The following is a 20781-nucleotide window of genomic DNA, read 5'->3' on the forward strand; positions in this document are numbered from 1 at the left end:
GATGGTCCACTGGGCGATGACTAACATAATGAGCCGCGTTTGACCGGCGAATCCACCCAAACCTGGCAAAACGAACTACGCAAACCGGACAGAAGTACCCAAAAGTAGATCAGATGCCCTCTAAGGTCGCCAAGGACCGGTTGATCTCCACCGTGGACACCGATGCCCGGCATGGTCACAAGACCTCGGCCCGTGGGTTCGACGGTGTGCCTGCCGACAACTCCATCCGTGCAGGTCACGGGAGACTGCAGAGGCGGTGCGCGGAAGCGGTCGTGCACCCACGCTGTGGTCGATCGGCACGGCATGATGGTCGGCTGTGCTGCTCCGACTGGCTTACCTGGGCGTGACCAACGCGTTCGCGCTACTGCGCCTGCTGTCCATGAGTGATCGGGACAAGGACGTGGAGATCCTGGTGTTACGCCATCAGATTGCGGTCCTGGAACGCCAACTGGGCAAGACCCGACTGCGGTTCTCCTCAGGCGACCGGGCGTTCCTCGCGGCGCTGTTGCACCGACTCCCGGCGGAGGCGCTCCGTCGGTTCAGGCTGCTGGTACGTCCGGAGACGGTGCTGCGTTGGCACCGGGATTTCCTCGCGCGACGCCACGCGGCCGAGTCCCGCCCCAAGGGTCCCGGCCGACCACGGACTGTGCGGTCGATCCGGCTCCTGGTGCTGCGTCTGGCACGGGAGAACCCCGCCTGGGGCTACCGCCGCGTCCACGGCGAACTGCTCGTACTCGGCATCAAGGTGGCCGCGTCCACCGTCTGGCAGATCCTCAAGGACGCAGGGATCGATCCGGCGGCCGAGCGCACCTCGACGACCTGGTCGGCCTTCCTCCGCTCGCAGGCCGGCGCCCTGCCGGCCTGCGACTTCTTCGAGACCTCCACCTTGAGCGGCGCCCGCCTGTACGTGCTCGCGGTCATCGAGCACGCCAGCCGCCGGATCCACATCCTCGGCGCCACCGCGCACCCGACCGCCTCCTGGGTCGCCCAAGCCGCGAGGAACCTCGTCATGGACCTCGAGGATGAGGGCAGCCCTGCACGGTTCCTGATCCGGGATCGGGACGGGAAGTTCCCCGCCCTGTTCGATGCCGTCCTCGCCGACGCGGGCATCCGGGTCGTCCTCAGCGGAGTCCGGATCCCGCGGATGAACGCGATCATGGAACGCCGGCTCCGGACCTGCCGTCACGAACTCCTCGACCGCACCCTCGTCTGGAACCAGCGACACCTGCTCCACGCCCTGCGCGAGTATGAGCGGTTCTACAACTCGCATCGGCCCCACCAGGGCATCGCCAACGCCCGACCACTGCACGCGCTACCACAGCCGATCATCGACCAAGCAGGGGTCACCCATCTCGACATCCGCCGACGGCAGCGGTTGGGCGGCATCCTCAACGAGTATCACCGCGCCGCCTGACCTGCACGGACGGCAATTTCGGCAAGCACAGGCCACGAACGAGTACGGCCACCCCGGGATCATGCGGTGCTCACCTTTGCCGCGTCCGTAGACGTGGCAGAACGAGCGGTCCGGACAGGTCGCGCCATCCGGTCGCAACCACGGTGAGACGTCGACCGCGAGCACCAGACGGCCGTCTGCCGCGCGTGGTAACGGCATCCCGACCAGCGCGTCACGCAACCGGTCGACCTCGATCCGGCCGTTGTTGACCGCGTCGTAGAGACCGCCGTGCCCACGGCGGTGCTCCGCCTCGAGCGACAACCCCACCAGGGTCCGCACCGGTCCGTCGGCGCACAGCACGGCATCGGCCAGCTCGAACAACCCGTCCGCCCGACGGGTCAGGCAACGGTGGAACTCCCGCCGGAACCCGGAGAGCTCCCCGAGTGCCCGGTTGCGGTCGAGATGGTGCACACTGATCACGCAGCCCTTGGTCGAACATCTTTCTGTCGCAAGAGTGATGATCAACCAGGGGCTGCTTCCATGATTAACCGGGGTGCGCGTCGCCGACCGGGACCTTAAAAGACAAGCTAAGATCCACGACTGGCGCAAACCCAGCGAGGTATTCACCGACCTCCTCGAAGCAGATGCTTCCACCGCCTGAACCCACCCCCTTCAACGAGTGCCTTTTCCTCATCGCTCGCCACGACGGTTTTCAACCAACGCAGCATGAGGTGGTTTGGAGTCTCCCACCCGACAGGCGACTCCGAAGGGCCACAACCCCTTCGTCATCCGCACAGCACCACGATCGGCTACCTGACCTACTCCACGCAGCTTCCCGTGTTCGTGGCACACCTTTTACCAGGAACGCGTTGCCCTTCTCCAGCTCGGCCACCTGCCGCCGCAACCGCGACAACTCGGCCCGCTCGGCCGCTTCCAGGGGCTTGTCCCCATGGACCTCGGCCGCGGCGATCCGGCGCCGCTCGTCCTTGACCCAGACACTCAACATCCCCGCGTCGATTCCCAGCTCGCGGGCGACCTCGGTGATCGTGCGGCCGGAATCGATCACACGATGCGCGGCCTCGACCTTGTACTCGGCCGTGTACGACCGGCGCTTACGAGGAGGCATGAGGACATCCTTCCAACAGGACCTCTGATCCTGCCAACTCGGTGTCCACAACCTGGGTGAACCTCACGGTCCCTGCCACGCCAGCTACTGTGATGTCGCGAGCAATGCGCGCCGTCGCACCGAGGAGGTTCTGCCGTGGATCGGGACATGTTCACGGCGGTGCTCACGAAGGCCGTTAATGCCGAGCGAGACGTCGTGATGCGCGTAGGAGACCGGATGGTGCATTGCGCCCGCTGCGGTCACGTCCTGCGTGCTATGCAGCCGCCTCAGTCAGGCTATTCCCGCACAGCGATGTACTACGAATGTGTGGGCAGCGACTGCCGGCTGAGGGTCGAGGCTCGCACAGAGCTGGTGGACCTCGAACTACAGGAGTTCACCCGCAGCCGGTTGTCGGACGGCTCTCCCGACGCTGGATGGCAACACGCCCGGCTCGCCCTCATTGACTTGGAGTTGGCAAAGGCGCGAGAGCTGTGGGCCTGGTACGCCGACCCGCGGCACCGGCTGCAGGTAGCGCGCACCTACTCCTGGTGGCGTGCGCCGCACATGCTGCCGTTCGCATTGCTTGGATACGAACCGCGGTGGGAGTTGCGCTCCGGGCTCTACAACCTCGGGACCGAGCTGGCCGGACAGGTCGTCGCGCTGGCCGGGAAGCCGGCGCAAGCCGCCGGTCGTGCCCTGCTGGACGCCCTGGGCGAAGCTCGTACCGCCTACTCCGCCGCCGATTCCGCGAGAGCGTTGCGTTTCCGGCCGACTCCCATCCTCGGCCGACGTCTGGACGAGTCTCAGGACCGGTTCTGGGACCTTCTCACCGGCACCCAGTGGCGGAACCTGGGTCCGGCCAGTTCAATGGTCGACGACAGTGCCCTGACCCTGGAGTGGACACAGCACGGCATGCTGCACCGTCGCAGGACACTGTTGCGGATAGCGATCGGCCTCGATCGGCTTGTGGTGCACGGCTCGGTGGGCGCTGCTCCACGGATCGAGGCTGTACCCGCATGATCCTCACCCCGTTGTGCGGAGTCGGGTTACTGGAGTTCAGGCTACTGGAGCGATCCTGGCGTGTCGGAGTTCGTACTCGATCGGTGTGAGCATCCCGAGTGCGGTGTGGCGTCGGCGGCGGTTGTGGAACATCTCGAGGTACTCGAACAGGGCGTTGGCCAACTCGAGGCGGGTGCGCCACCGTTGGCGGTCGAGCAGTTCGGTCTGCACGCGTCCCCAGAACGATTCGATCATGGCGTTGATGCCCCTATGTCAAGGGTCGCTCCGCGGCGGGTGTTTTCGGGGGCGTGAGGGCACGGATGATCTCGCCGAAGACCTGGCGGGCGATGTAGCGTTTGAGCAGCCGGATGATCTCCTTGCGGCTGGAGCCGGTGGCGGTGCGGCGTGCCGCGTACTCGCGGGTCCGTGGATCATGGATGAGCCGGTTGACGGCGATCGTCCACAGTGCACTGTTGGCGGCCCGGTCGCCGCCGCGGTTGAGTTTATGGCGTTGGGTCTTGCCGCTGGAGTGCTCGACCGGGCTGACGCCGCACAGCGCAGCGAAGGCCGCCTCGCTGCCCAGGCGTTCGGGATTGTCGCCCGCGGTGACCAGGAGCTGGGCGGCGCAGATCGGCCCGATGCCCGGCTGGGCGAGTAGTCCAGGCACGGTCTGGCGGACGAGGAGTTCGACAGCGCTGTCGCTGTCGCGTACTTCCCGGTCGAGGTACTGCCATCGTCGGGCGAGCGCGCGCAGGCCCAGGCTGGTCCCGTCGGTCGCGGTCAGTTCCGCGCACGCGGCGACGAGGTCGGCGGCACGACGCCGGTCCACTCGGCCACGGGTCGCGTCGTCGAGCTCCAGGACGAGGCTGCGCAGCTGTAGTTCGGCCTGGACGCGGGATTTCACCGCGCTGCGGCGAGCCACGAGCAGGGCGCGTAGTTGCCCGGCGGGGCCGGTGCGGGCCTTGGGTGTGGCGGTGGCGTCACCGGAGAGCACGGTGCGGGCGGCGTTCTCCGCGTCGACCGGATCGGACTTGCCCCGACGTCGGCGTGTGGTGCGGTTGGGCCGGTTGACCTCGAACACGGCCACTCCCGCGCCGGTCAGGAACTGTGCCAGGCGGTAGCCGAAGCTCCCGGTTCCCTCCACGCCAGCCTGCCGTAGCTCGCCGAAGTCGGCGACCCAGTCCCACAGCGCCCGGTGGTGCGCGTCGTCGGTGGGGAAGTCGGCCACGCCCAAGCGGCGCCCGAGCTGGTCGAGCGCGACCACGACGTGGACGTCCTTGTGGGTGTCAACTCCAAGGGTCACAACACAAGTAGCGGACACAGGACTCCTGTCCGATGTAGACGGGCTGGGGTGCGATCGACGGTCCGCCCGCGGACAGGACACTCATCATGCCGGGCAAGGCCCCTATCGGGTCACGCGCGCAGGACCGCGATCGTGGCGAGGGACACCGTCCCGGAGCCGACAGTTCAACGCATCGGCACCCGAAGGGCCAATCGAAACACGGGTCAGACCCCGGGACGGCATCCAGACCCATCATGCCATCGGCACGACACCCCAGGGCCACTCGTATGACGAGTCAGGCTCCCGGACGGTGTTCCTCACCCACGATCCTGGACTGAGTGTCGAAGCAGTCGCCGATCGAGCCCATCGACGGTAGAAGCCCGGATTCCTTGGTGCGCTTGGTGAAAGTCCACGACGTGAACTGGACCCCGTGGTCGGAGTGGATCACCGTGTCCGACAGCGGGGACCGGTTCGAGATCGCCATGCCGAGCGCGTTCGTGGCCAGGGCCGCGGTCTGACTGGAGTCGATCGACCAGCCGACGACGCGGCGGGAGTGCACGTCGAGCACGACCGCGCAGTACACCTTTCCCTCACGAGTGGGGTGTTCGGTGATGTCGGTAACCCACAACCGGTTCGGCGAGGTTCGGGTGAAGTCGCGGTCGACCAGGTCCACCGCCGTGGGTGTGTCGTGTTTCGGCCGTGGTCTGCGCCGGTGGGGCAGACCCTTGATTCCGTTGCGGCGCATGAGAAGCCCGACCGTGTTGTGCCCGACGACGATCCCACGGCCGAGAGTCAGCTCGGCGTGCACCCGCGGAGCGTCGTAGACCTCGAACGACTCGACATGGATCTCGCGGATCAGATCGGTCAACCACGCCTGGCGGACCGACCGCACGGACGGTGCACGGCCCCGCCAGCCGTAGTAGCCGGACGCGGACACCCCGAGCACTCGGCAGGCAAGCTGGACCGACCGCCCTTCCGAGGCGATCACCGTGATCGCCTCGTACCGTCTGTTGGGGTGCTGCTCTCCTTGAGCAGTTCGGCGGCGCGGCGGTGGACGGCGACCTCGGCCTCGAGTTCGGCGATCCGCCGGCGCGCGGCGACCAGCTCGGCGTTGTCGACGCTGGTCGTCCCGGGTAGTTGCCCGGTGTCGACGAGCTCCTGGCGGCGCCAGGTGTAGATCACCTGCTCGCTGATGTCGAGATCCGCCGCGACCTGCGCGACACGGCGACCGGACGCGACCAGGTCCAGCACCTTGCGACGGAACTCGGATGGGTTGTGCCTGCCGATAACCCCATCCATGCAGGTAGAGAGCGTACGAAGCCCAAGTCCTCGAAGCGCTCACGGGCACGGCTGCCATCCACCGTGACGTCGACCAGCACGGCATGATGACCGGCTGTGCTGCTCCGACTGGCCTATCTGGGCTTGACCAACGCGTTCGCGTTGCTGCGCCTGCTGCCCATGAGCGACCGGGACAAGGACGTGGAAATCCTGGCGCTACGGCACCAGATCATGGTCCTGGAACGGCAGCTGGGCAACGCCCGGCCGCGGTTCTCCCCCGCCGACCGGGCGTTCCTCGCGGCACTGCTGCACCGACTTCCCGTCGACACGCTTCGTCGGCTCCGACTGCTGGTACGTCCGGAGACGGTGCTGCGGTGGCATCGGGACCTCATCGCACGCCGCCACGCAGTCGAGTCCCGCCCCAAGCAGCGGGGCCGACCCCGAACCGTCCGCTCGATCCGGCTCCTGGCGCTGCGCCTGGCACGGGAGAACCCCACCTGGGGCTACCGCCGCATCCACGGAGAACTCCTCGTGCTCGGCATCAAGGTCGCCGCATCCACGGTGTGGCAGATCCTCAAAGACGCCGGAATCGATCCGACACCCCAACGCGCCGCCACCGGCTGGTCCGCCTTTCTCCGCTCGCAGGCCGACGCTCTACTGGCCTGCGACTTCTTCGAGACCCGCACGTTGAACGGCACCCGCCTGTACATACTCGTGGTCATCGAACACGCCAGCCGCCGGGTTCGCGTCCTCGGCGCCACCGCACACCCGACCGCATCCTGGGTCACCCAAGCCGCCAAGAACCTCGCCATGGACCTCGAAGACGCGGGCAGTACCGCACGGTTCCTGATCCGAGACCGGGACGGCAAGCTCCCCGCCCTGTTCGACGACATCCTCGCCGACGCCGGCATCCGGGTCGTTCTCACCGGTGTCCGGATACCGCGGATGAACGCGATCATGGAGCGCTGGATCCGGAGCTGCCGACGCGAACTGCTCGACCGCACCCTCATCTGGAACCAACGGCACCTGCTCCACGCCCTGCGCGAGTACGAGCAGTTCTGCAACACCCACCGACCCCATCAAGGCATCGCCAACGCGCGGCCACTACACCCGCTGCCACCAGCCACCGACCAAGCAGCCGTCACCCGCCTCGACATCCGCCGACGGCCACGACTGGGCGGCATCCTCAACGAGTACCACCACGCCGCCTGACCTGCACGGACGACATTTTCGGCAAGCACAACCCTGGGCGCTGAGCGGGAGGGTGGTCCGGCGCACTGGACGCTGGACTCGCTGAGCGAGGCGCTGCGGGCCGAGGGCGTCACGGTCGGACGCAGCCAGGTCCGCCGCATCCTGCTCGCCGAAGGCGTCCGGTGGCGGCGGACCCGTTCCTGGACCACGAGCAACGACCCGGAGTTCGTCCCAAAAGGACACGCATCGTCGGGCTCTACACCGATCCGCCGGAGAACGCGACGGTAGTCTGCGCCGACGAGCTCGGCCCCGTCATCCCCCGCACCTTCCCGCCCGCACCCGGCTGGTCCGGCGACGGACACCGCATCAAGGCACCCCTCGACTACTCCCGCGGACCGGAGAGAACTTGGGTCTACGGAGCCGTCCGCGTGCGCGACGGCCAGGCCGTCACCCTCACCGCATCATCGCGCAACAGCCTCTACTACCAACGGTTCCTGGAGATGCCGGAACAGGCCAACCCGGTCGGCGACATCCACGTCATCACCGACAACCTCTCCAGCCACAACAGCAAATCCACCCGCGAATGGCTGCTCGACCACCCCCGCATCAAACACGCGTTCATCCCCGTCGGAGCCTGCCGGCTCAACCTCCAGGAACCCTGGTGGCGACTGTTCCGCCGCGAAGCACTGGCCGGACAGAGCTTCGCCGACCCCAACGAGATCGACCACGCCACCCGACAGGCCACAGCCGCCCTCAACGCCCGCGCCAAGCCCTGGATCTGGGGCCGTCCGACACACAAACCCAGGAAGCTGCGACGCCGGTTTGTCTACCACCTTTGAGGAACGCAGCATTACTGTAATCGACGTGCTTTGACCGGCTCGGACATGACCCACTTCCATGCTCGGCGGCGACTACCTCACCGAGCATGGGATCACCGCGGGCTTGAACCAGGGACCACGCCCGGCGTGTCCCCGACCCGGTGAACGTTCGTGGTCACCGCACTACCTGATGGGAGGGTCGATCAGGTCATTGAGTTGCCGTTGTACCCGTTCGGCGTCGGTGGTCCGGCCTTGTTCCCGGTACAGCTCCAGGGCTTCCTGCCAGGCTGCGCGGGCCTGGTCGTGGTGGTGGAGGGCGGCGTGGGGATGGCCGAGATGGTCGAGGGTGTCGGCGACCTGGCTGGTGTGGCCGAGGGTGCGGAACAAAGTGAGGGCCTGCTGGTAGTGGTGGATGGCTTGGGGGTGGTGGCCGGTGTGGTGGTCGATGTACCCCAAGCTGTCCAGGGTGGCCGCTTCGCCGTCGGCGCTGTGGTGGTGTCGATGCAGGGTGAGGGCGGCCTGGCAGTGGGTGCGGGCGGTGTCGTAGTCGCCCAGGCGGGCGGCGAACCAGCCCACTCCGTTGAGCGCCCGGGCTTCCGGCACCGGTTGGTCGAGGGTGCGGTAGAGGTCCAGGGCGCGTCGGACGTGTTCCAATGCCTTCCGGCCGTCCCCCCGGTTCTCCGAGGCCCACGCGAGGTGGTGGTGGGTGAGGGCCTGTTCGGTGAGGTCATGGTGGTGTTCGGCCAGAGCGAGGGCCTGGTGCAGGTGTCCGGCTGCTTCCTCGTGTCGCCCCAGGTCGGTGTGGGCGCCGCCGAGGCGCCGATGGACGAGGATGCGGGTGGCGGGGTCGGGCAGGTGGGCTGCGGCGTCGGCGGCGGCCTGCCACACTGCCAACTCGTCGTGGCGGTGCCCCCGCCACAGGTGGAAGGTGCCCAGGGTCCAGGCCAGGTGCCACACGGCCTGGTGGCGGTGGTGGGCGGCGGCGGTGTGTTGGGCGGCCAGCAGGTGCCGGTGGTGGGTGTCCAGCCAGGCCAGCGCGGCTGCGTGGTCGGGCAACTGCTGGTGGTGGGTGCCGGGTGCGGGTGGGTCAAGCCGGATCGGCTGACGGTGGGGAGCCAGGAGGCGGTCGGCGGTGTGGGCGGTGTGCCGGTAGAAGTCCACCACCCGCTCCAACGCCGCCTGCCGTACTGGCTCGGGGAGGTGGTCGTGGGCGGTGGTGGCGGCGTAGGCGCGGACCAGGTCGTGCATCGCGTAGCGGCCGTGGGGGTGCCGGTCGAGCAGGGAGTGGTCCTCCAGGGCGCGCAGGGCCTTGCGTGCCTGGGCCTGGGACAGGTCGGTGAGGGAGGCGGCGGCGGGCAGGTCGATGTCCGGGCCGGGGGTGATCCCGAGCAGTGCGAACACGGTGCGTTGCGGGTCGGTGAGGTGGCGCAGGGACCAGGACAACACCGTGGGCAGGCTGGCGGCCGGGTCGTCGTCGTCGAGCAGGTCCAGGCCCAGCTCGCGCAGTTCGGCGGCGAACTCGGACAGCGGCACCTGCGGACGGGTGTGGGCGTGGCGCGTCGTGATCGTCAGCGCGAGCGGGTGGCGCCCGCACAGGTCGATCAGGTCGTCGGTGGCGTCGGGTTCGGCGGCCACCCGGTCCGTGCCCAGGCGTGCGGTCAGCAGGGCGCGGGCCTCGTCGGCGGTGAGGACGTCCAGTTGCAGGTGGCGGGCGCCGTACCGGTCGATCAGGGAGGCGAGCCGGTGGCGGCCGGTGACCAGGACGGTGCAGGTGGGGGTGCCGGGCAGCAGCGGGGCGACCTGGTCGGTGGTGGCGGCGTTGTCCAGCACCACCAGCATCCGTTTCCCCGTGACCAGGCTGCGGTACAGCGCCGCCTTGGCGTCCAGGTCGTCCGGGACGCGGTCGGGGGCGACGCCCAGGGCGGTGAGGAACCCGCGCAGGGCGTCGTCGGGTTCCACCGGCCGGCTGGTCGGGCTGAAGCCGTGCAGGTCGACGAACAACTGCCCGTCGAGGAACCGGTCGGCGTGCCGATGCGCCCAGTGCAGCGCCAGCCAGGTCTTGCCGATCCCGCCCGCCCCGCCGATCGCGGAGACCAGCACCGCCGCCCCCTGATCGGCGGTCGCGGCGTCCAGGGCGGCGGGCAACGCGGCGAGCTCGCCCGTTCGGCCGGTGAACGACCTCGGTGCGGTCGGTAGTTGGCGTGGCACGGGCGCCGGTGCCGTGGACTCGGTGTCCGCGGAGGTGGTCAGTTCCGGGTCGGCCTGGAGGATCCGCTCGTGGAGTCGCTGTAGTTGCGGTCCGGGGTCGGTACCGAGTTCGTCGGCCAGCCGGGTGCGGACCTGCTGGTAGTGCTCCAGGGCGTCGGCCTGGCGGCCGTTGCGGTACAGGGCGAGCATCAGGTGGGCGGCGATGCGCTCGTCCAACGGGTGGCGGGCGGCACGGGCGGACAGGCCGGGTAACAACTCGGCGTGGCGGCCGCAGCGCAGCGCGATGTCGGCGTGGTCCAGCTCGGCGGCCAGACGCTCCCGTTCCAGGTTGGCGCGCAGGTCGATCGCCCAGGGCGTGTCCAGTTCGGGCAGCGGCTCGCCCCGCCACAGCTCCAGCGCCTGGTCGAACAACTCCAGGGCCTGCCGACCGCCGGCAGCCCGAGCCCGGGTGAGCAGGTGGTGGAACCGGTGCAGGTCCACGGTCTGCTCGTCCAAGGTGAGCTGGTAGCCGCCGGAGCGGCGGGTCAGGCGCACGTCGTCGGTGGCGGGCAGGGCCGCACGCAGGCGCGACAGGTAGTTGTAGAGCGTTTCCCGACCCCGCGTCGGGGGATCTTCGCCCCACACGCGGTCGAGCAGTTGGCCGGTGGACACCGGCCGGTTGGCCTCGACCAGCAGCACCGCCAACACCCCGCGCTGCTTCGGGTGCCCCAAGTCGACCGGCGCACCGTCGAGATGCGCCTCGACGCCGCCGAGCAGCCCGAACCCCACCGTCATCACAACCCCCTGCTCCATGATCCCCTCTGTACCTGCATATCACCTGACCTGCGAGTTTTAGGTTGCTCGCACGGTTTTCCCACGATCAGACGAGCAGCGTGGGCGACGCGGCGGTCCGGGGGGAACTTCCCCGAACACCTACCGCCTCCAACCACGGGCATCACGAGAGGCGCGTTCGGCGGAACCACTGCACCGCAACCGGGTACGGGACACCAGGCCCGTACCCGCCGACACTCGAAGGAGTCACAGTGTTCACCGCACTCAAACCCAGGCTCGCCCCGGCGCTGGTCACCACGGGGGTCGCCGTCGCGCTACTGCTCGGAGGCACCAGCACCGGCAACGCCGAACCGTCCGGCACCGGCCAAGCCGTCGTGAACACCGCCACGACGCAGCCGATGGAAGCCGCAGCCGCACCCAAGTGCCCAGAGGATGCTCTGTGCCTGTGGGAGCACGCCAACTTCGAAGGCCGCCGTCTGGTCTTCCGGGACGAAGGCTACTGGCAGAACCTCGAGGACTGGGCCTTCAACGATCAGACCTCGTCGTACTGGAACCGACGCGATGACGACGCCGCCTTCCAGTGGGCCAATAGCGCGAAGGTGTGCATTGAAAGCGGCTCGCGGAGCGCAAGCATGGGAGTCGCGAACGACCGGCTATGGAAGATCTACCTGGCCCACACCGACAACAACTGCTGATCCATCAGCGGCCAGGCGGTCGGGAACAGGTACTTGTACCGCGTGCCAGCTCACCCTCACGGCCCCGTCAGGTACCCGACGGGGCCGTGAGGATGTGCGCTGTCGCGAATCCTGGTCATTTCGCGCGGAACCACCCAGCACGAATGACCACCGATGGACCCGCCATGCACGTCACCATCTGCGGACCTGGCCACCAGTGTCAGCCGATGTTCGGCGATCCCACGTCGACCGCCACAAAAGAGAGACGGCACCCGCAACGACCGTACCCGCAAGGTGGCTGACCAGGTTCGAGGCCAGCGGGAGGGTGCGAATCGCCGTCGCGACCGACCGGCTTCCTGCCGTGGTCCTGGAACCGGGTGACGACTGACCAACCCATGCAAGAGACCTGAGACAACGTGGTGGAGCGCCCAGACCTCGCCCGAGGACCACCAGGACGGACATACCGACGGCCGCAGGGCACGTCGCCGTGTACGAACACCACCATGCCGATCGCCCGGCGGGCTGGAACCCCAGCTCGCCCAGGCTCTCGGCCCGCGCCATGGAACTCTGTCCGCTCACCGAGGAGCTGGCTCGTCTTCGCGAACTGCGACACCAACGCACCGGCGACACCTGGGGTGTTGACATAACCAACCCGCAGAACGACTGCCAGAGTTGTCGCGTTGCACCCCGTAATAGATCAATAAGTGAAGCAACGGCATTGCGTGACCAGGCGCCGATGCCATCGCAGGACGGTGCCCGGTGTCACCAACCGGTGCCCGCGCAGCAGCCGAGGCAGTCGGCGGACCAGCGCGGCGAGCACCGCGCGATCGGCCCAGTCCGGCCGCAGGTGAGGGTTGGCCCGGCGCGGCGCGGCGACCTCGTGCCGCAGCACCAGCAACTCCACGTCCTTGACCATCGACGAGCGACCGAGCAGAACCCACCAGCCGACGAGCCGGGCGAAGATCAGATACAGCAGTCGTAACGCCATGCTTCACGATCATGCCCCTGGGACTCATGTGCGCGATCACTGCAGCTCAACGGCTCAGAGCACAGTTCTGGCACCCCGCAGGCGTGACACCGACACCTCATGGCGACGGTTCCTCCGCGCGCAGGCCACCGGCATGGTGGCCTGCGACTTCTTCCACATCGACCGCGCCGTCACCCTCAAGCGCGTCCACGTGTTCTTCGTGCTCGAGGTCGCCGCCCGCCACGTGCACATTCTTGGCACCACCACCAACCCCGACGGACCCTGGACCACCCAACAGGCCCGCAACCCGCTGATGGACCTCGGCGTGCGGACGGACAACTTCCGCTTCCTGATCCGCGACCGGGCCGGCCAGTTCACCGCCTCGTTCGACGCCGTCCTCGCCGACGCCGGCATCCAGGTCGTGAAAATCCCACCACGCCGCCCGAAAGCGAACTGCCATGCCGAACGGTTCGTCGGCACCGTCAGACGCGAGGTCACCGACCGACTGCTCATCATCAACGAACGCCATCTGAAGTCAGTACTGGACCGGTGCACATCCCACTACAACCACCGCCGCCCCCACCGAGCCCGGCAACTCAAGCCACCACGACCGGACCACCCGATCCCTCAGTCGAACCACGCGTCGGTACGCCGTAGACCGATCCTCGGCGGCCTGATCAACGAGTACGAGCCCGCAGCGGCTTAACGCAGGTCAGAGGCACAATGCCGACTTCTGGCACCCACAGGTCAGCGTGGTGTGCCGCAACCAGTGCGTGCTGATCATCTGCGTGTGCACCGTGTCGACGTGCTTGCCGATCCGCCCCCACAGCGTCTCGTAGCGCTTGCGGGTCAGCGGGGTGCCATCGTGATACCGCAGCACCGGACTGTCCTCGTCCCGCGCGCCCCGCTGCTTGGCATGGTGGACCAGGGTGTCCATCAGCGTCGGCGACACCGGCTGCCACCGCGACGTCATACCCTTCTCCCGCAGCAGCACCAGGCACTGCTCCCGGTCCAGGTCCCGCAGCCGCAATCCGAGCGCGCCGCCGCGTCGGGCCGCGGTCTCGATGTGGAACCGCAGCAGCAACGCGTCCAATCCGGGGTCGTTGCCGGTGGTCGAGGCGATCTCCTGGATCTTCGCCACGAGATCCGGGTCCAGGCTGTGGCGGCGCGACCGCACCCGTTTCGGTTTGGCCACCCGCAGCATCACGTTCTGCCGGACCGACAGCAGTTCCTCGTCCATCGCGTACCGGTACAGGCACAACAACGCGTTGTAGGTGTGCTCGGCCGCGCCCTGACCGCCGTTGCCCGACCTGCGTACCACCACCCCGGCCTTGACGAACTCGAACAACCCCTGGACGTCGGAGACGGTGACCTCGTCCAGCCGCCGCTCGCCCCACACCGCGACGATCTTGCGCCAATAGGTGCCGTACACCCGCCGCGACGGCGCCGGAACCGTCGGAATCACCGACTTGAACCCCCACGGCGCGGGCGGCGTCCACGAGCCGACGCGGATCGGGCAGGGCCTGGTCCAACCGTTCCTGACCGAAGATCAGCAGCGCCGAGACCTCCGGCACCGCCCGCACCAGCACCAGTTCGCGCTCGCCGAAGGAACACCAGCGCCGGACACGGGACGGGATGTGCAGGAACCGCCGGCTGTTCAGCTCGTACTCGCCGCCACGGGCGCCGCGCACCACGATCGTCCCGGCGTGTACGGCGATGTCGATCCGCGTTCCCGCTTCCCAGCCGAGAACGTCGAACAACATGCTGCACGTCAACCGACCCTTGTGGTCGAGCACCGTCGTGGAATACCGGCGCAGGTGCCGCAGGCGAATCGGCGGGAGTTCACCCGGACCGGGCGCGGGAGTACGCCGCAGATCCAATTCCCGTGGCCCCACGGGCTCGGCCGGCGGCGTGCCCGCGCCGCCGTGGGGCGGGCGTCGATTCGTCGTCGACGGGGTGCCGCCGGGCGCGGAGCGGGGGACGCGGCCGGGCACGAGCGGAGGGATGATCCGGTCACTCATCGCGACCACCCCGCACGGCGGGCTTCAGTCCCGAGAGTGACTTGAACCCCCGACCGCATGCTGCGATCGGGGGCCTGTACTGCCATGATGTACGGTGGGAAATTCCCCACGTTTGAGTGTCCGAGGCCGGACTTGCGCACTATCCACACGTGTGGCGCTTGGGAATCCGGACTGATCGAAACGTCCCCGGCGGAGGTCGTCTGTCCCGTCTGCTCGTCTGCCAGTGGACTGGCAGACGAGCAGACGGGACACGCCTATGTCGGCTCAACCTGCATAAACGTGAGCAGGAGCGTTGGGGACGGGTCTGCGTTCAGGTGTCCCGTTCGGCCCGCATCGGCGCTTGAGCACGGGGCGGCCTGACGTGCGGAGGTCGGGACAGCCTTCAGTGCCGTCTGACCGCGCATCCACGCTCGTGATGCTCTTCCTGACGTGCCCTGAGTCGGAGGCTCTGCGTCCCTCATAGGACGGTGCAGGAAGGGTACGATCTTGCAGTGGCATCTAAGGCGGATAAAAACGAGGAAGACGGAATTGCTCGTTTCTGGAAATCTGGCGCCGAGATAACCGGATCGGCAGCTGGAGCTGTTTTGGGCGCAATTGTGGCTGGCCCTGAAGGGGTGATTGCGGGTGCTGGATTTGGGACTGCATTGGGCGCCAGTCTCAAAGAGCTTGCACATCGAACCCTAGCTCGGCGCGAAAAAGTCCGTATCGGCGCAGCATTCCAGTACGCTGCACAAGCATTTTCCGAGCGCGTTGCTGCTGGCGATGAAGTACGTAAAGATGACTTCTTTTCGCATCGTGAAGGTAAGCGCTCGTCAGCGGACGAGGTTGTCGAAGGAGTGCTCGTTGCGGCACAAAGGCAACACGAAGAAAGAAAAGTAGAGTATATTGGCTATCTTATGGCGAATATTGCGTTTGAATCGCATATCGACATCTCAACGGCCAATTGGGTTGTAAAAAATGCTAACGAGCTAAGTTGGACGCAACTCGTTCTCCTGTCGATTGTCGGCATGGAAGGCGATTCAAAGCTTCCGTCGGTTGATGTCGGAAGCGGTATCGCAAGTTGGAGAATGTTGAATGTGCATGACCAGTTTGCGGACCTGGGTTACGGCAAACGTGAGATGATTGCGGCGCCTTCGCGTGAAACGGAAAGGATGAAGCTAAGGGTTCCTAACATGTCCTTGAGGGAGCATAAGTTGACGAATAGGGGAAGGCTCGTGCATCATTTGATGTGGCTCGATAGGGTACCTGATGCAGACAAGTTGCTTGTTCTCTCTGCACTCGAAGTTAGCGGCGACTCTGCCTAAATACATGGCGAAGAGGCAATTTCAGACGGTCGTAGCATGTGATCTTGCTGTTCGGTGGGTAAGGATTGCCCGCGTGCGTCGGATGTTGACCTTGGTCGATCGGAGTTCTAGTCGAAATTTGGTAATCGTTGCGGGCGTACGCGCTACGTGAAGTTGGAGGCTTGAAAACTAGGCTTACATCATGGTGATTGGGTACTGTTTGTGGCTGGTTCGGCGGGGGAATGTGGGGATGCCCTCGGCGGTTCGCCAGGCTGCGTCACAGCGCGGGCAGGTGGGCCAGCACCATTCGTCCTTCGTAGCGCGGGACGCGGGGACGGTGAGTTCTTCGCCGCAGAGAGTGGCGGTGTGATCGTCGGGGGTCGCGTCTGCGTTGATCGCGTGGCGCCTGCCGTTGTGGGGGAGCCAGCGGAACGGGCGTAGTGCCATCAGCGGGTTTCCTGGTCGTAGGCGTCGGCCCAGCGGGCGAAGATGTCGCGGGATTGTGCGGTGGGGAGAGCGCGGCGGGCCAGGTGGCGCATCTTGATTTCGTAGGTGGTGACGGCTTGGGGGTCGTCGTGGAGCACGGTTGCCGTGTCGGTCTCCGTGTATGCGAGCGGTTTGGTTGGGGCAGCGAAGGTGAGCAGGGTTGCCGGGTGCCGTAGGGCGGTGGTGGATTCGGTGGACATCGGGATCACACGTGGGCTCATGCGGGGCCAGCCGCACATAATGGTCAGGTGCAACAACTGGTCCCGCGTGACCTTGGGGCCGCCTACGGCGATGCGGAGCGCGGCTTCGTGGATGTAGACGACGGTGTCCGGGCGGTTGACGCGACGTACGGACTCTTGGCGCGACATGCGTGACGTGACGGCCAGCTCGTTGCCGGTTAGGGCGCGGGCGTAGTCCTCTGTCTGGACGAGGCTCGGGACCGTGAGCGGTTCGTAGGTGGTGATAGTTCGGGCTGCTTGCTCGTGCAGCAACACGGCCAGCACGGAGTCTGGGGACTGGTTGTGCACGCGCATGAGGCTGCCCGTGTCGGGTTCGCTGGCGATGGCCAGAATGCGGTCACGGGTCGGCTTGTCCGCGCCGCACCGGCCCAGCAGCGTGCCGATCTCCCACGTGCTCGTGCCGCGGCTGCCGGTCTCCAGCTTGCTGAGCTTGCCCAGTGACCACCCCAGAGCCTCGGCGACGAACCCGGACGACATCCGTGCCCGGTGGCGGACACGGCGTAGCTCCTCACCCAGTTCCCTGCTGCGGGCGGTGCTCAGTCGAGCCGGCTGCTGCTTCTTGTCGGTCGTGGTCTCCATGACTCCCCTTGTGGGTAACACGGCGGACCGGAGGTACAAAAGCGCTCCGGGCCGCCGCATGATCCAACCGGTGTGTGGACGGTCGGACGCTGACGATTCGGTGAGGTTCGGCGGCGCTTGAGGTGGCACGGAGGCCAGCGCCGCCGGACGGCCCGCTGGACCGTGGTACCGGCGGTCCATGTCAGGTTGAAATCAACATTTCATCAGCGCATAGTCAGCGGAACGACTTGGAAGCGACCTGATGCGACTTGCGGCCGAGCAGTGGGTGAGGGGAGGTGGAGCAGGTGCGGACGTTCCGGACGCTGCTTGAGCAGAAGATTTGGGAACGACGGATGACTCTGGAGGAGTTCGCCGAGTACGCCGAGATGTTCGCCCGGAAGCATGGTGAGGTCGGGACCATCGGGGTCCGACACCTGCAACGGTTGATCGCCGGCCGGAAGCCGTCCGGTGAGCCGCTGAGTCCCGTCAAGCCGGTCACTGCTCGGCTGCTGGAGAGCATCTTCGGTATCGGCATTGAGGAGCTGCTTGCGCCGCCCGTTCGTGAGGATGCGGGAGGTGAGGGTGGGGCGGGTCGGCCATCGCGGAATGAGGTCGACCTTGCGGTTGTGCTTGATTGGCTCGATGAGCGTGTGGGTTGGGGTGCCGGAAGCTCTCGGCGAGAGGTGTTGGCGAAGGTCGCGGAGGGGCGGACCGGCGTTGCTCTTGACCGGCGCGCTCGGCGTAGCCGGGCCGGTCGAAGCGCTCTCGTCCGTCGGCTGACGGACTACTACGGCGTTCGTGACGGTGCCTACGGCGTGTACGGGACGCGGTGGGGGAGCGATGAGGTCGTGACCAGCATCCTTACCCGGTCCGACTGGCTTGACCTTGCCGTTCCGCTCGGCGGTGAAAGAGATCGGCTGACGTTGGCGAACGGGCGGCACGGCGTCGGTGGTGTGCTGAGTGAGGGAGCGGCAACGGCGGCCGTGTCGAGGCTTGCCGAATCCGTCGCGCTCGGCGTACACGTGACCAACCTGCCGCTCTACCGGCTGTTGCGCGCTGAGGTCGGGGCGACGGTGGCCGGTGAGGTTGGGCTGGTGCCGTTCGCCGAGTACGCGTTGACGGTGGATCTCCTCGAAGGCGAGCTGGTCGACGCCGTGGTTAGTGGAAGCGCGATGCCGCTTCGACGGGAGTTCCTCCCTGACCTTGCGGCGGTGCTCGACCTACGCGGGCGGGTGTGTGCAGGTGGTGTGCTGGCGCTGTGTGCGATCGCGCGTCCGCACGATGCGTCTCGTGGAGGACCGGACTACGCGTTGCTGGTGCAGGAGCGGTCGGGACACGTGCTCAACACGGCAGGCCGGCTTGCGGTCATCCCCAAGGGGTTCCACCAGCCGTTGACCGACGTGCGGGCGGACGCGCGCGTTGGCGCAACGCTGCTCCGGGAGCTGGAAGAGGAGCTGTTCGGGCGCAGCGAGGTGGACACAGCGGTGCGGAAGGGGCGTGCGGCTTCGCCCATGCACCCTGGCCGGTGGTCAGTCCCGATGCGCTGGCTTGCCGAGGAGCCTGGCCGGTGGCGTATGGAGTGCACCGGGTTCGGGTTCAACCTGGTGAGCGGAAATTACGAGTTCGCGAGCCTTGTCGTAATCGAGGACGAGGAATTCTGGCCGCGCTTCGGCGGGCAGGTCGAAGCCAACTGGGAAGCGTCCGGCTTGCGGCTGTATTCGAGTCTCGATGACGAGTTGCTTACCGATTTGGTGACGCACGAGTCTTGGAGCAACGAAGGGCTGTTCGCGTTGCTCCAAGGACTTCGGCGGCTTTCTGAGATCGGCGGCGCGCGGGTGAGGCTGCCGGCGTTCGAGCTGTCAGGTCTGTGACGGCCAGCGGACCGTGAGGACGGTCGAGTCTTCGAGTGCTTCCCACGAGTGGTCGACACCCGCGCCCCACATGACGTAGTCGCCGGGGCGGGTCATGGTCGAGTTGCCCTCGGTGGTGTCCACGCGGAAGTTGCCCTGTACCAACATGACCAGCGTCGTGCGCTGGTCATCGGAGGTCCACTCTGGACGCTTGTCGCCCGCCGGGTGGGTGAACCACTTGACTTCGACGTCCTTTTGGGACCGGACGCCCTGTGATGGGTCGATGAAGTGGCCGACGAGCCAACCGCGAGTGTCGCTCCCGTCCTCGGCGGCGTTCCCGGCTTGCCAGTTGGCGGTCACTCTGTCTCCCATTCGATCGTTGGCAGGTTCACGCGGCTTCCGCCGATTTCTCGCAGTCGGCGAAGACCTTGCAGGAGCGCGAACAGTCCTTCGTTGCTCCACGCTACATCGTTAACGAGCGCTTCAAGTAGTTCGGCGTCGAGGCTGGAGTACTGGCGAAGGTTCGATGACTCCCAGTTCGCCCGGATCTGTCCGCCGAACTCCGTCCAGAATTTTGGGTCCTCGATCACGATCAGGCTCGCGAACTCGAAGTTGCCGCTCACGAGGTTCAAGCCGAAGCCGGTGCACTCCATGCGCAGCCGGCCAGGTTCGGCCATGAGCCAGCGCATCGGCTCGGACAGGCGGCTCGGGTGCATCGGGTCCGCGTGGCGCTGGTCGCCAACCGTGTTGTCTAAATCCTCGCGGCCGAACAGCTCCTCTTCCATCTCGCGCCGGAGCGTCGCACCTACCTGTGCGTCAGCTCGGTAGTCGGTCAGCGGCTGGTGGAAGCCCTTCGGAATCACGGCCAGCCTGCGGGCGGCGTTGATGACGTGGCCTGAGCGTTCCTGGACGAGCAGGAGGTAGTCCGCTTCACCGCGGACCGGGTCGGCCGGTCGTGCGATCGCGGTCAGGGCGAGGGTTCCGCCCGCGCACATGCGATCGGCGACGTCGAGGACTGAGGGCAGGTCGGGTAGGTAGACGTCGCGGAGGGGGAGGGCGCCGGGGGCGATCGGCTGGCCGGTGGTGAGCGCGTCGACCAGCTCGCCTTCGAGCAGGTCCATCGTCACCACGTACCCCACGAAGTTCGTCACGCCTACGGCACCTTCGAGCGCGTGCTTCCTCACGCCGACGTCGAGCAGTCGGTACAGCGGCATGTTGACCATGCGGTTGCCGAGCGCCAGTGATTCGGCCAACCGCTGAGCCGCGCGTCCGGCGCTCTGCTCGTCCATCGTCAGGTGATCGTCCGGGGTTACGGCGGACAGCTTGAGTCGGTCGTGGCTCGGGATCAGGGGGCAGTCGAGGTCGAGCCAGTCCGGGTGTGTGAGCACCGTCGTGGATGCGCGGGTGCCGGTGCCGAAGCGGGCGGCGTAGCGGCCGTGACCGGTGGTGGTCGTGCCGTAGTAGTCGGAGAGTGCTCGTGCGGTGTCGCGCTGGTTCACCCGACCTCGGCGGACGCCCCGGTCCTGGAGCGCGTGGACGTCGAGGCGGACCAGGCGGGCGGCGACCTCGCGGCGGGCGGTTCCGGGCTCCCAGTTGGCGTGCTGGTCGAGCCAGTCCAGCGCGGCGACGATGTTCGGGTCTGAGCTGAGGCGTAGTTC

General features: G+C 67.1%; 21 protein-coding genes. 8 read left to right on the top strand and 13 right to left on the bottom strand.

What is annotated here, in order from left to right:
- Nucleotides 1-316: 316 nt before the first annotated feature.
- Nucleotides 317-1414 (top strand): integrase core domain-containing protein, encoded by a 1098-nt coding sequence (locus ALI22I_RS52745; RefSeq protein WP_077003680.1) that lies wholly within the window; start codon nt 317-319, stop codon nt 1412-1414.
- On the opposite strand, the gene ALI22I_RS00900 is transcribed toward ALI22I_RS52745, so the two are convergent.
- Together ALI22I_RS00900 and ALI22I_RS00905 are read right to left on the bottom strand one after the other, a co-directional pair.
- Nucleotides 1313-1918, bottom strand: coding sequence for a transposase (locus ALI22I_RS00900; RefSeq protein ID WP_238597995.1), 606 nt, complete (start codon nt 1916-1918; stop codon nt 1313-1315). The genes ALI22I_RS52745 and ALI22I_RS00900 overlap by 102 nt on opposite strands.
- 187 nt (nt 1919-2105) lie before the next feature.
- On the bottom strand, nt 2106-2519 hold the full coding sequence (locus tag ALI22I_RS00905) for a transposase (RefSeq protein WP_077003681.1): 414 nt from the start codon (nt 2517-2519) through the stop codon (nt 2106-2108).
- 135 nt (nt 2520-2654) lie between these two features.
- Here ALI22I_RS00905 and ALI22I_RS00910 point away from each other — a divergent pair, with 135 nt between their 5' ends.
- Nucleotides 2655-3518, top strand: a complete 864-nt coding sequence (locus ALI22I_RS00910; protein WP_077003682.1) for a hypothetical protein — start codon at nt 2655-2657, stop codon at nt 3516-3518.
- Nucleotides 3519-3554: 36 nt separating this feature from the next.
- Here ALI22I_RS00910 and ALI22I_RS00915 read toward each other — a convergent pair whose 3' ends face one another.
- The 4 genes from ALI22I_RS00915 to ALI22I_RS00930 all read right to left on the bottom strand — a co-directional run bounded on the left by ALI22I_RS00915 (nt 3555) and on the right by ALI22I_RS00930 (nt 6078).
- Nucleotides 3555-3752, bottom strand: a complete 198-nt coding sequence (locus tag ALI22I_RS00915; protein WP_083751319.1) for an IS3 family transposase — start codon at nt 3750-3752, stop codon at nt 3555-3557.
- 13 nt (nt 3753-3765) lie between these two features.
- A complete protein-coding gene (locus ALI22I_RS00920; RefSeq protein ID WP_202970520.1) occupies nt 3766-4800 on the bottom strand; it encodes an IS110 family transposase in 1035 nt (344 codons plus the stop codon).
- A gap of 274 nt (nt 4801-5074) precedes the next feature.
- Nucleotides 5075-5767, bottom strand: a complete 693-nt coding sequence (locus tag ALI22I_RS48355; RefSeq protein ID WP_179118037.1) for an IS3 family transposase — start codon at nt 5765-5767, stop codon at nt 5075-5077.
- Nucleotides 5764-6078 (bottom strand): transposase, encoded by a 315-nt coding sequence (locus ALI22I_RS00930; protein ID WP_077003684.1) that lies wholly within the window; start codon nt 6076-6078, stop codon nt 5764-5766. Before ALI22I_RS00930 ends, ALI22I_RS48355 begins: the two co-directional genes overlap by 4 nt.
- 96 nt (nt 6079-6174) lie before the next feature.
- Between ALI22I_RS00930 and ALI22I_RS52750 the strand changes: the two genes are divergently transcribed.
- Together ALI22I_RS52750 and ALI22I_RS00945 are read left to right on the top strand one after the other, a co-directional pair.
- Nucleotides 6175-7269: an integrase core domain-containing protein gene (locus tag ALI22I_RS52750; protein WP_077003685.1), complete on the top strand. Its 1095-nt coding sequence runs from the start codon at nt 6175-6177 to the stop codon at nt 7267-7269.
- 161 nt (nt 7270-7430) lie between these two features.
- The gene (locus tag ALI22I_RS00945; RefSeq protein WP_077003686.1) at nt 7431-8087 is read left to right on the top strand and encodes an IS630 family transposase; all 657 of its coding nucleotides are present in this window, start codon (nt 7431-7433) and stop codon (nt 8085-8087) included.
- Nucleotides 8088-8249: 162 nt separating this feature from the next.
- Here the strand turns inward: ALI22I_RS00945 and ALI22I_RS00950 are convergent, their stop codons facing one another.
- Nucleotides 8250-11066 (bottom strand): AfsR/SARP family transcriptional regulator, encoded by a 2817-nt coding sequence (locus tag ALI22I_RS00950; RefSeq protein WP_238597996.1) that lies wholly within the window; start codon nt 11064-11066, stop codon nt 8250-8252.
- 230 nt (nt 11067-11296) lie between these two features.
- Here ALI22I_RS00950 and ALI22I_RS00955 point away from each other — a divergent pair, with 230 nt between their 5' ends.
- Nucleotides 11297-11740: a peptidase inhibitor family I36 protein gene (locus ALI22I_RS00955; RefSeq protein WP_077003688.1), complete on the top strand. Its 444-nt coding sequence runs from the start codon at nt 11297-11299 to the stop codon at nt 11738-11740.
- Nucleotides 11741-12416: 676 nt separating this feature from the next.
- Here ALI22I_RS00955 and ALI22I_RS00960 read toward each other — a convergent pair.
- Entirely contained in the window at nt 12417-12707 is a 291-nt protein-coding gene (locus tag ALI22I_RS00960; RefSeq protein WP_238597997.1) for an integrase, read from the bottom strand.
- A gap of 133 nt (nt 12708-12840) precedes the next feature.
- On the opposite strand from ALI22I_RS00960, the gene ALI22I_RS00965 reads away from it, so the two are divergent.
- A complete protein-coding gene (locus ALI22I_RS00965) occupies nt 12841-13392 on the top strand; it encodes an integrase core domain-containing protein (protein ID WP_202970522.1) in 552 nt (183 codons plus the stop codon).
- Nucleotides 13393-13398: 6 nt separating this feature from the next.
- Here ALI22I_RS00965 and ALI22I_RS00970 read toward each other — a convergent pair whose 3' ends face one another.
- Nucleotides 13399-14151, bottom strand: a complete 753-nt coding sequence (locus tag ALI22I_RS00970) for a tyrosine-type recombinase/integrase (RefSeq protein ID WP_077003690.1) — start codon at nt 14149-14151, stop codon at nt 13399-13401.
- Nucleotides 14152-15198: 1047 nt separating this feature from the next.
- Between ALI22I_RS00970 and ALI22I_RS48360 the strand changes: the two genes are divergently transcribed.
- Nucleotides 15199-16011, top strand: a complete 813-nt coding sequence (locus ALI22I_RS48360) for a hypothetical protein (RefSeq protein WP_143531853.1) — start codon at nt 15199-15201, stop codon at nt 16009-16011.
- Between the two features lie 174 nt (nt 16012-16185).
- Here the strand turns inward: ALI22I_RS48360 and ALI22I_RS00975 are convergent, their stop codons facing one another.
- Nucleotides 16186-16437, bottom strand: a complete 252-nt coding sequence (locus ALI22I_RS00975; RefSeq protein WP_077003691.1) for a zinc finger protein — start codon at nt 16435-16437, stop codon at nt 16186-16188.
- Nucleotides 16437-17294 (bottom strand): helix-turn-helix domain-containing protein, encoded by an 858-nt coding sequence (locus tag ALI22I_RS00980; RefSeq protein WP_077003692.1) that lies wholly within the window; start codon nt 17292-17294, stop codon nt 16437-16439. Before ALI22I_RS00980 ends, ALI22I_RS00975 begins: the two co-directional genes overlap by 1 nt.
- 284 nt (nt 17295-17578) lie before the next feature.
- Between ALI22I_RS00980 and ALI22I_RS00985 the strand changes: the two genes are divergently transcribed.
- Nucleotides 17579-19144: a transcriptional regulator gene (locus ALI22I_RS00985; RefSeq protein ID WP_238597998.1), complete on the top strand. Its 1566-nt coding sequence runs from the start codon at nt 17579-17581 to the stop codon at nt 19142-19144.
- On the opposite strand, the gene ALI22I_RS00990 is transcribed toward ALI22I_RS00985, so the two are convergent.
- The gene (locus ALI22I_RS00990; protein ID WP_077003693.1) at nt 19133-19483 is read right to left on the bottom strand and encodes a signal peptidase I; all 351 of its coding nucleotides are present in this window, start codon (nt 19481-19483) and stop codon (nt 19133-19135) included. The two genes, ALI22I_RS00985 and ALI22I_RS00990, sit on opposite strands and share 12 nt — an antisense overlap.
- Nucleotides 19480-20622 carry a transcriptional regulator gene (locus ALI22I_RS00995; RefSeq protein ID WP_338013452.1) on the bottom strand — a complete coding sequence of 381 codons (1143 nt, stop codon included), beginning with the start codon at nt 20620-20622 and terminating at the stop codon, nt 19480-19482. Before ALI22I_RS00995 ends, ALI22I_RS00990 begins: the two co-directional genes overlap by 4 nt.
- Between the last annotated feature and the right edge of the window lie 159 nt (nt 20623-20781).

Source organism: Saccharothrix sp. ALI-22-I (genome assembly GCF_001984175.1).
In the GTDB taxonomy this organism is placed as follows: Bacteria; Actinomycetota; Actinomycetes; order Mycobacteriales; family Pseudonocardiaceae; genus Actinosynnema.

Coding starts and splice junctions, on each gene's coding strand:
- ALI22I_RS00980 (WP_077003692.1), bottom strand. CDS start 17,294: ATGGAGACCACGACCGACAAGAAGCAGCAGCCGGCTCGACTGAGCACC.
- ALI22I_RS00930 (WP_077003684.1), bottom strand. CDS start 6,078: ATGGATGGGGTTATCGGCAGGCACAACCCATCCGAGTTCCGTCGCAAG.
- ALI22I_RS00915 (WP_083751319.1), bottom strand. CDS start 3,752: ATGATCGAATCGTTCTGGGGACGCGTGCAGACCGAACTGCTCGACCGC.
- ALI22I_RS00950 (WP_238597996.1), bottom strand. CDS start 11,066: ATGGAGCAGGGGGTTGTGATGACGGTGGGGTTCGGGCTGCTCGGCGGC.
- ALI22I_RS00965 (WP_202970522.1), top strand. CDS start 12,841: ATGGTGGCCTGCGACTTCTTCCACATCGACCGCGCCGTCACCCTCAAG.
- ALI22I_RS00975 (WP_077003691.1), bottom strand. CDS start 16,437: ATGGCACTACGCCCGTTCCGCTGGCTCCCCCACAACGGCAGGCGCCAC.
- ALI22I_RS00905 (WP_077003681.1), bottom strand. CDS start 2,519: ATGCCTCCTCGTAAGCGCCGGTCGTACACGGCCGAGTACAAGGTCGAG.
- ALI22I_RS00960 (WP_238597997.1), bottom strand. CDS start 12,707: ATGGCGTTACGACTGCTGTATCTGATCTTCGCCCGGCTCGTCGGCTGG.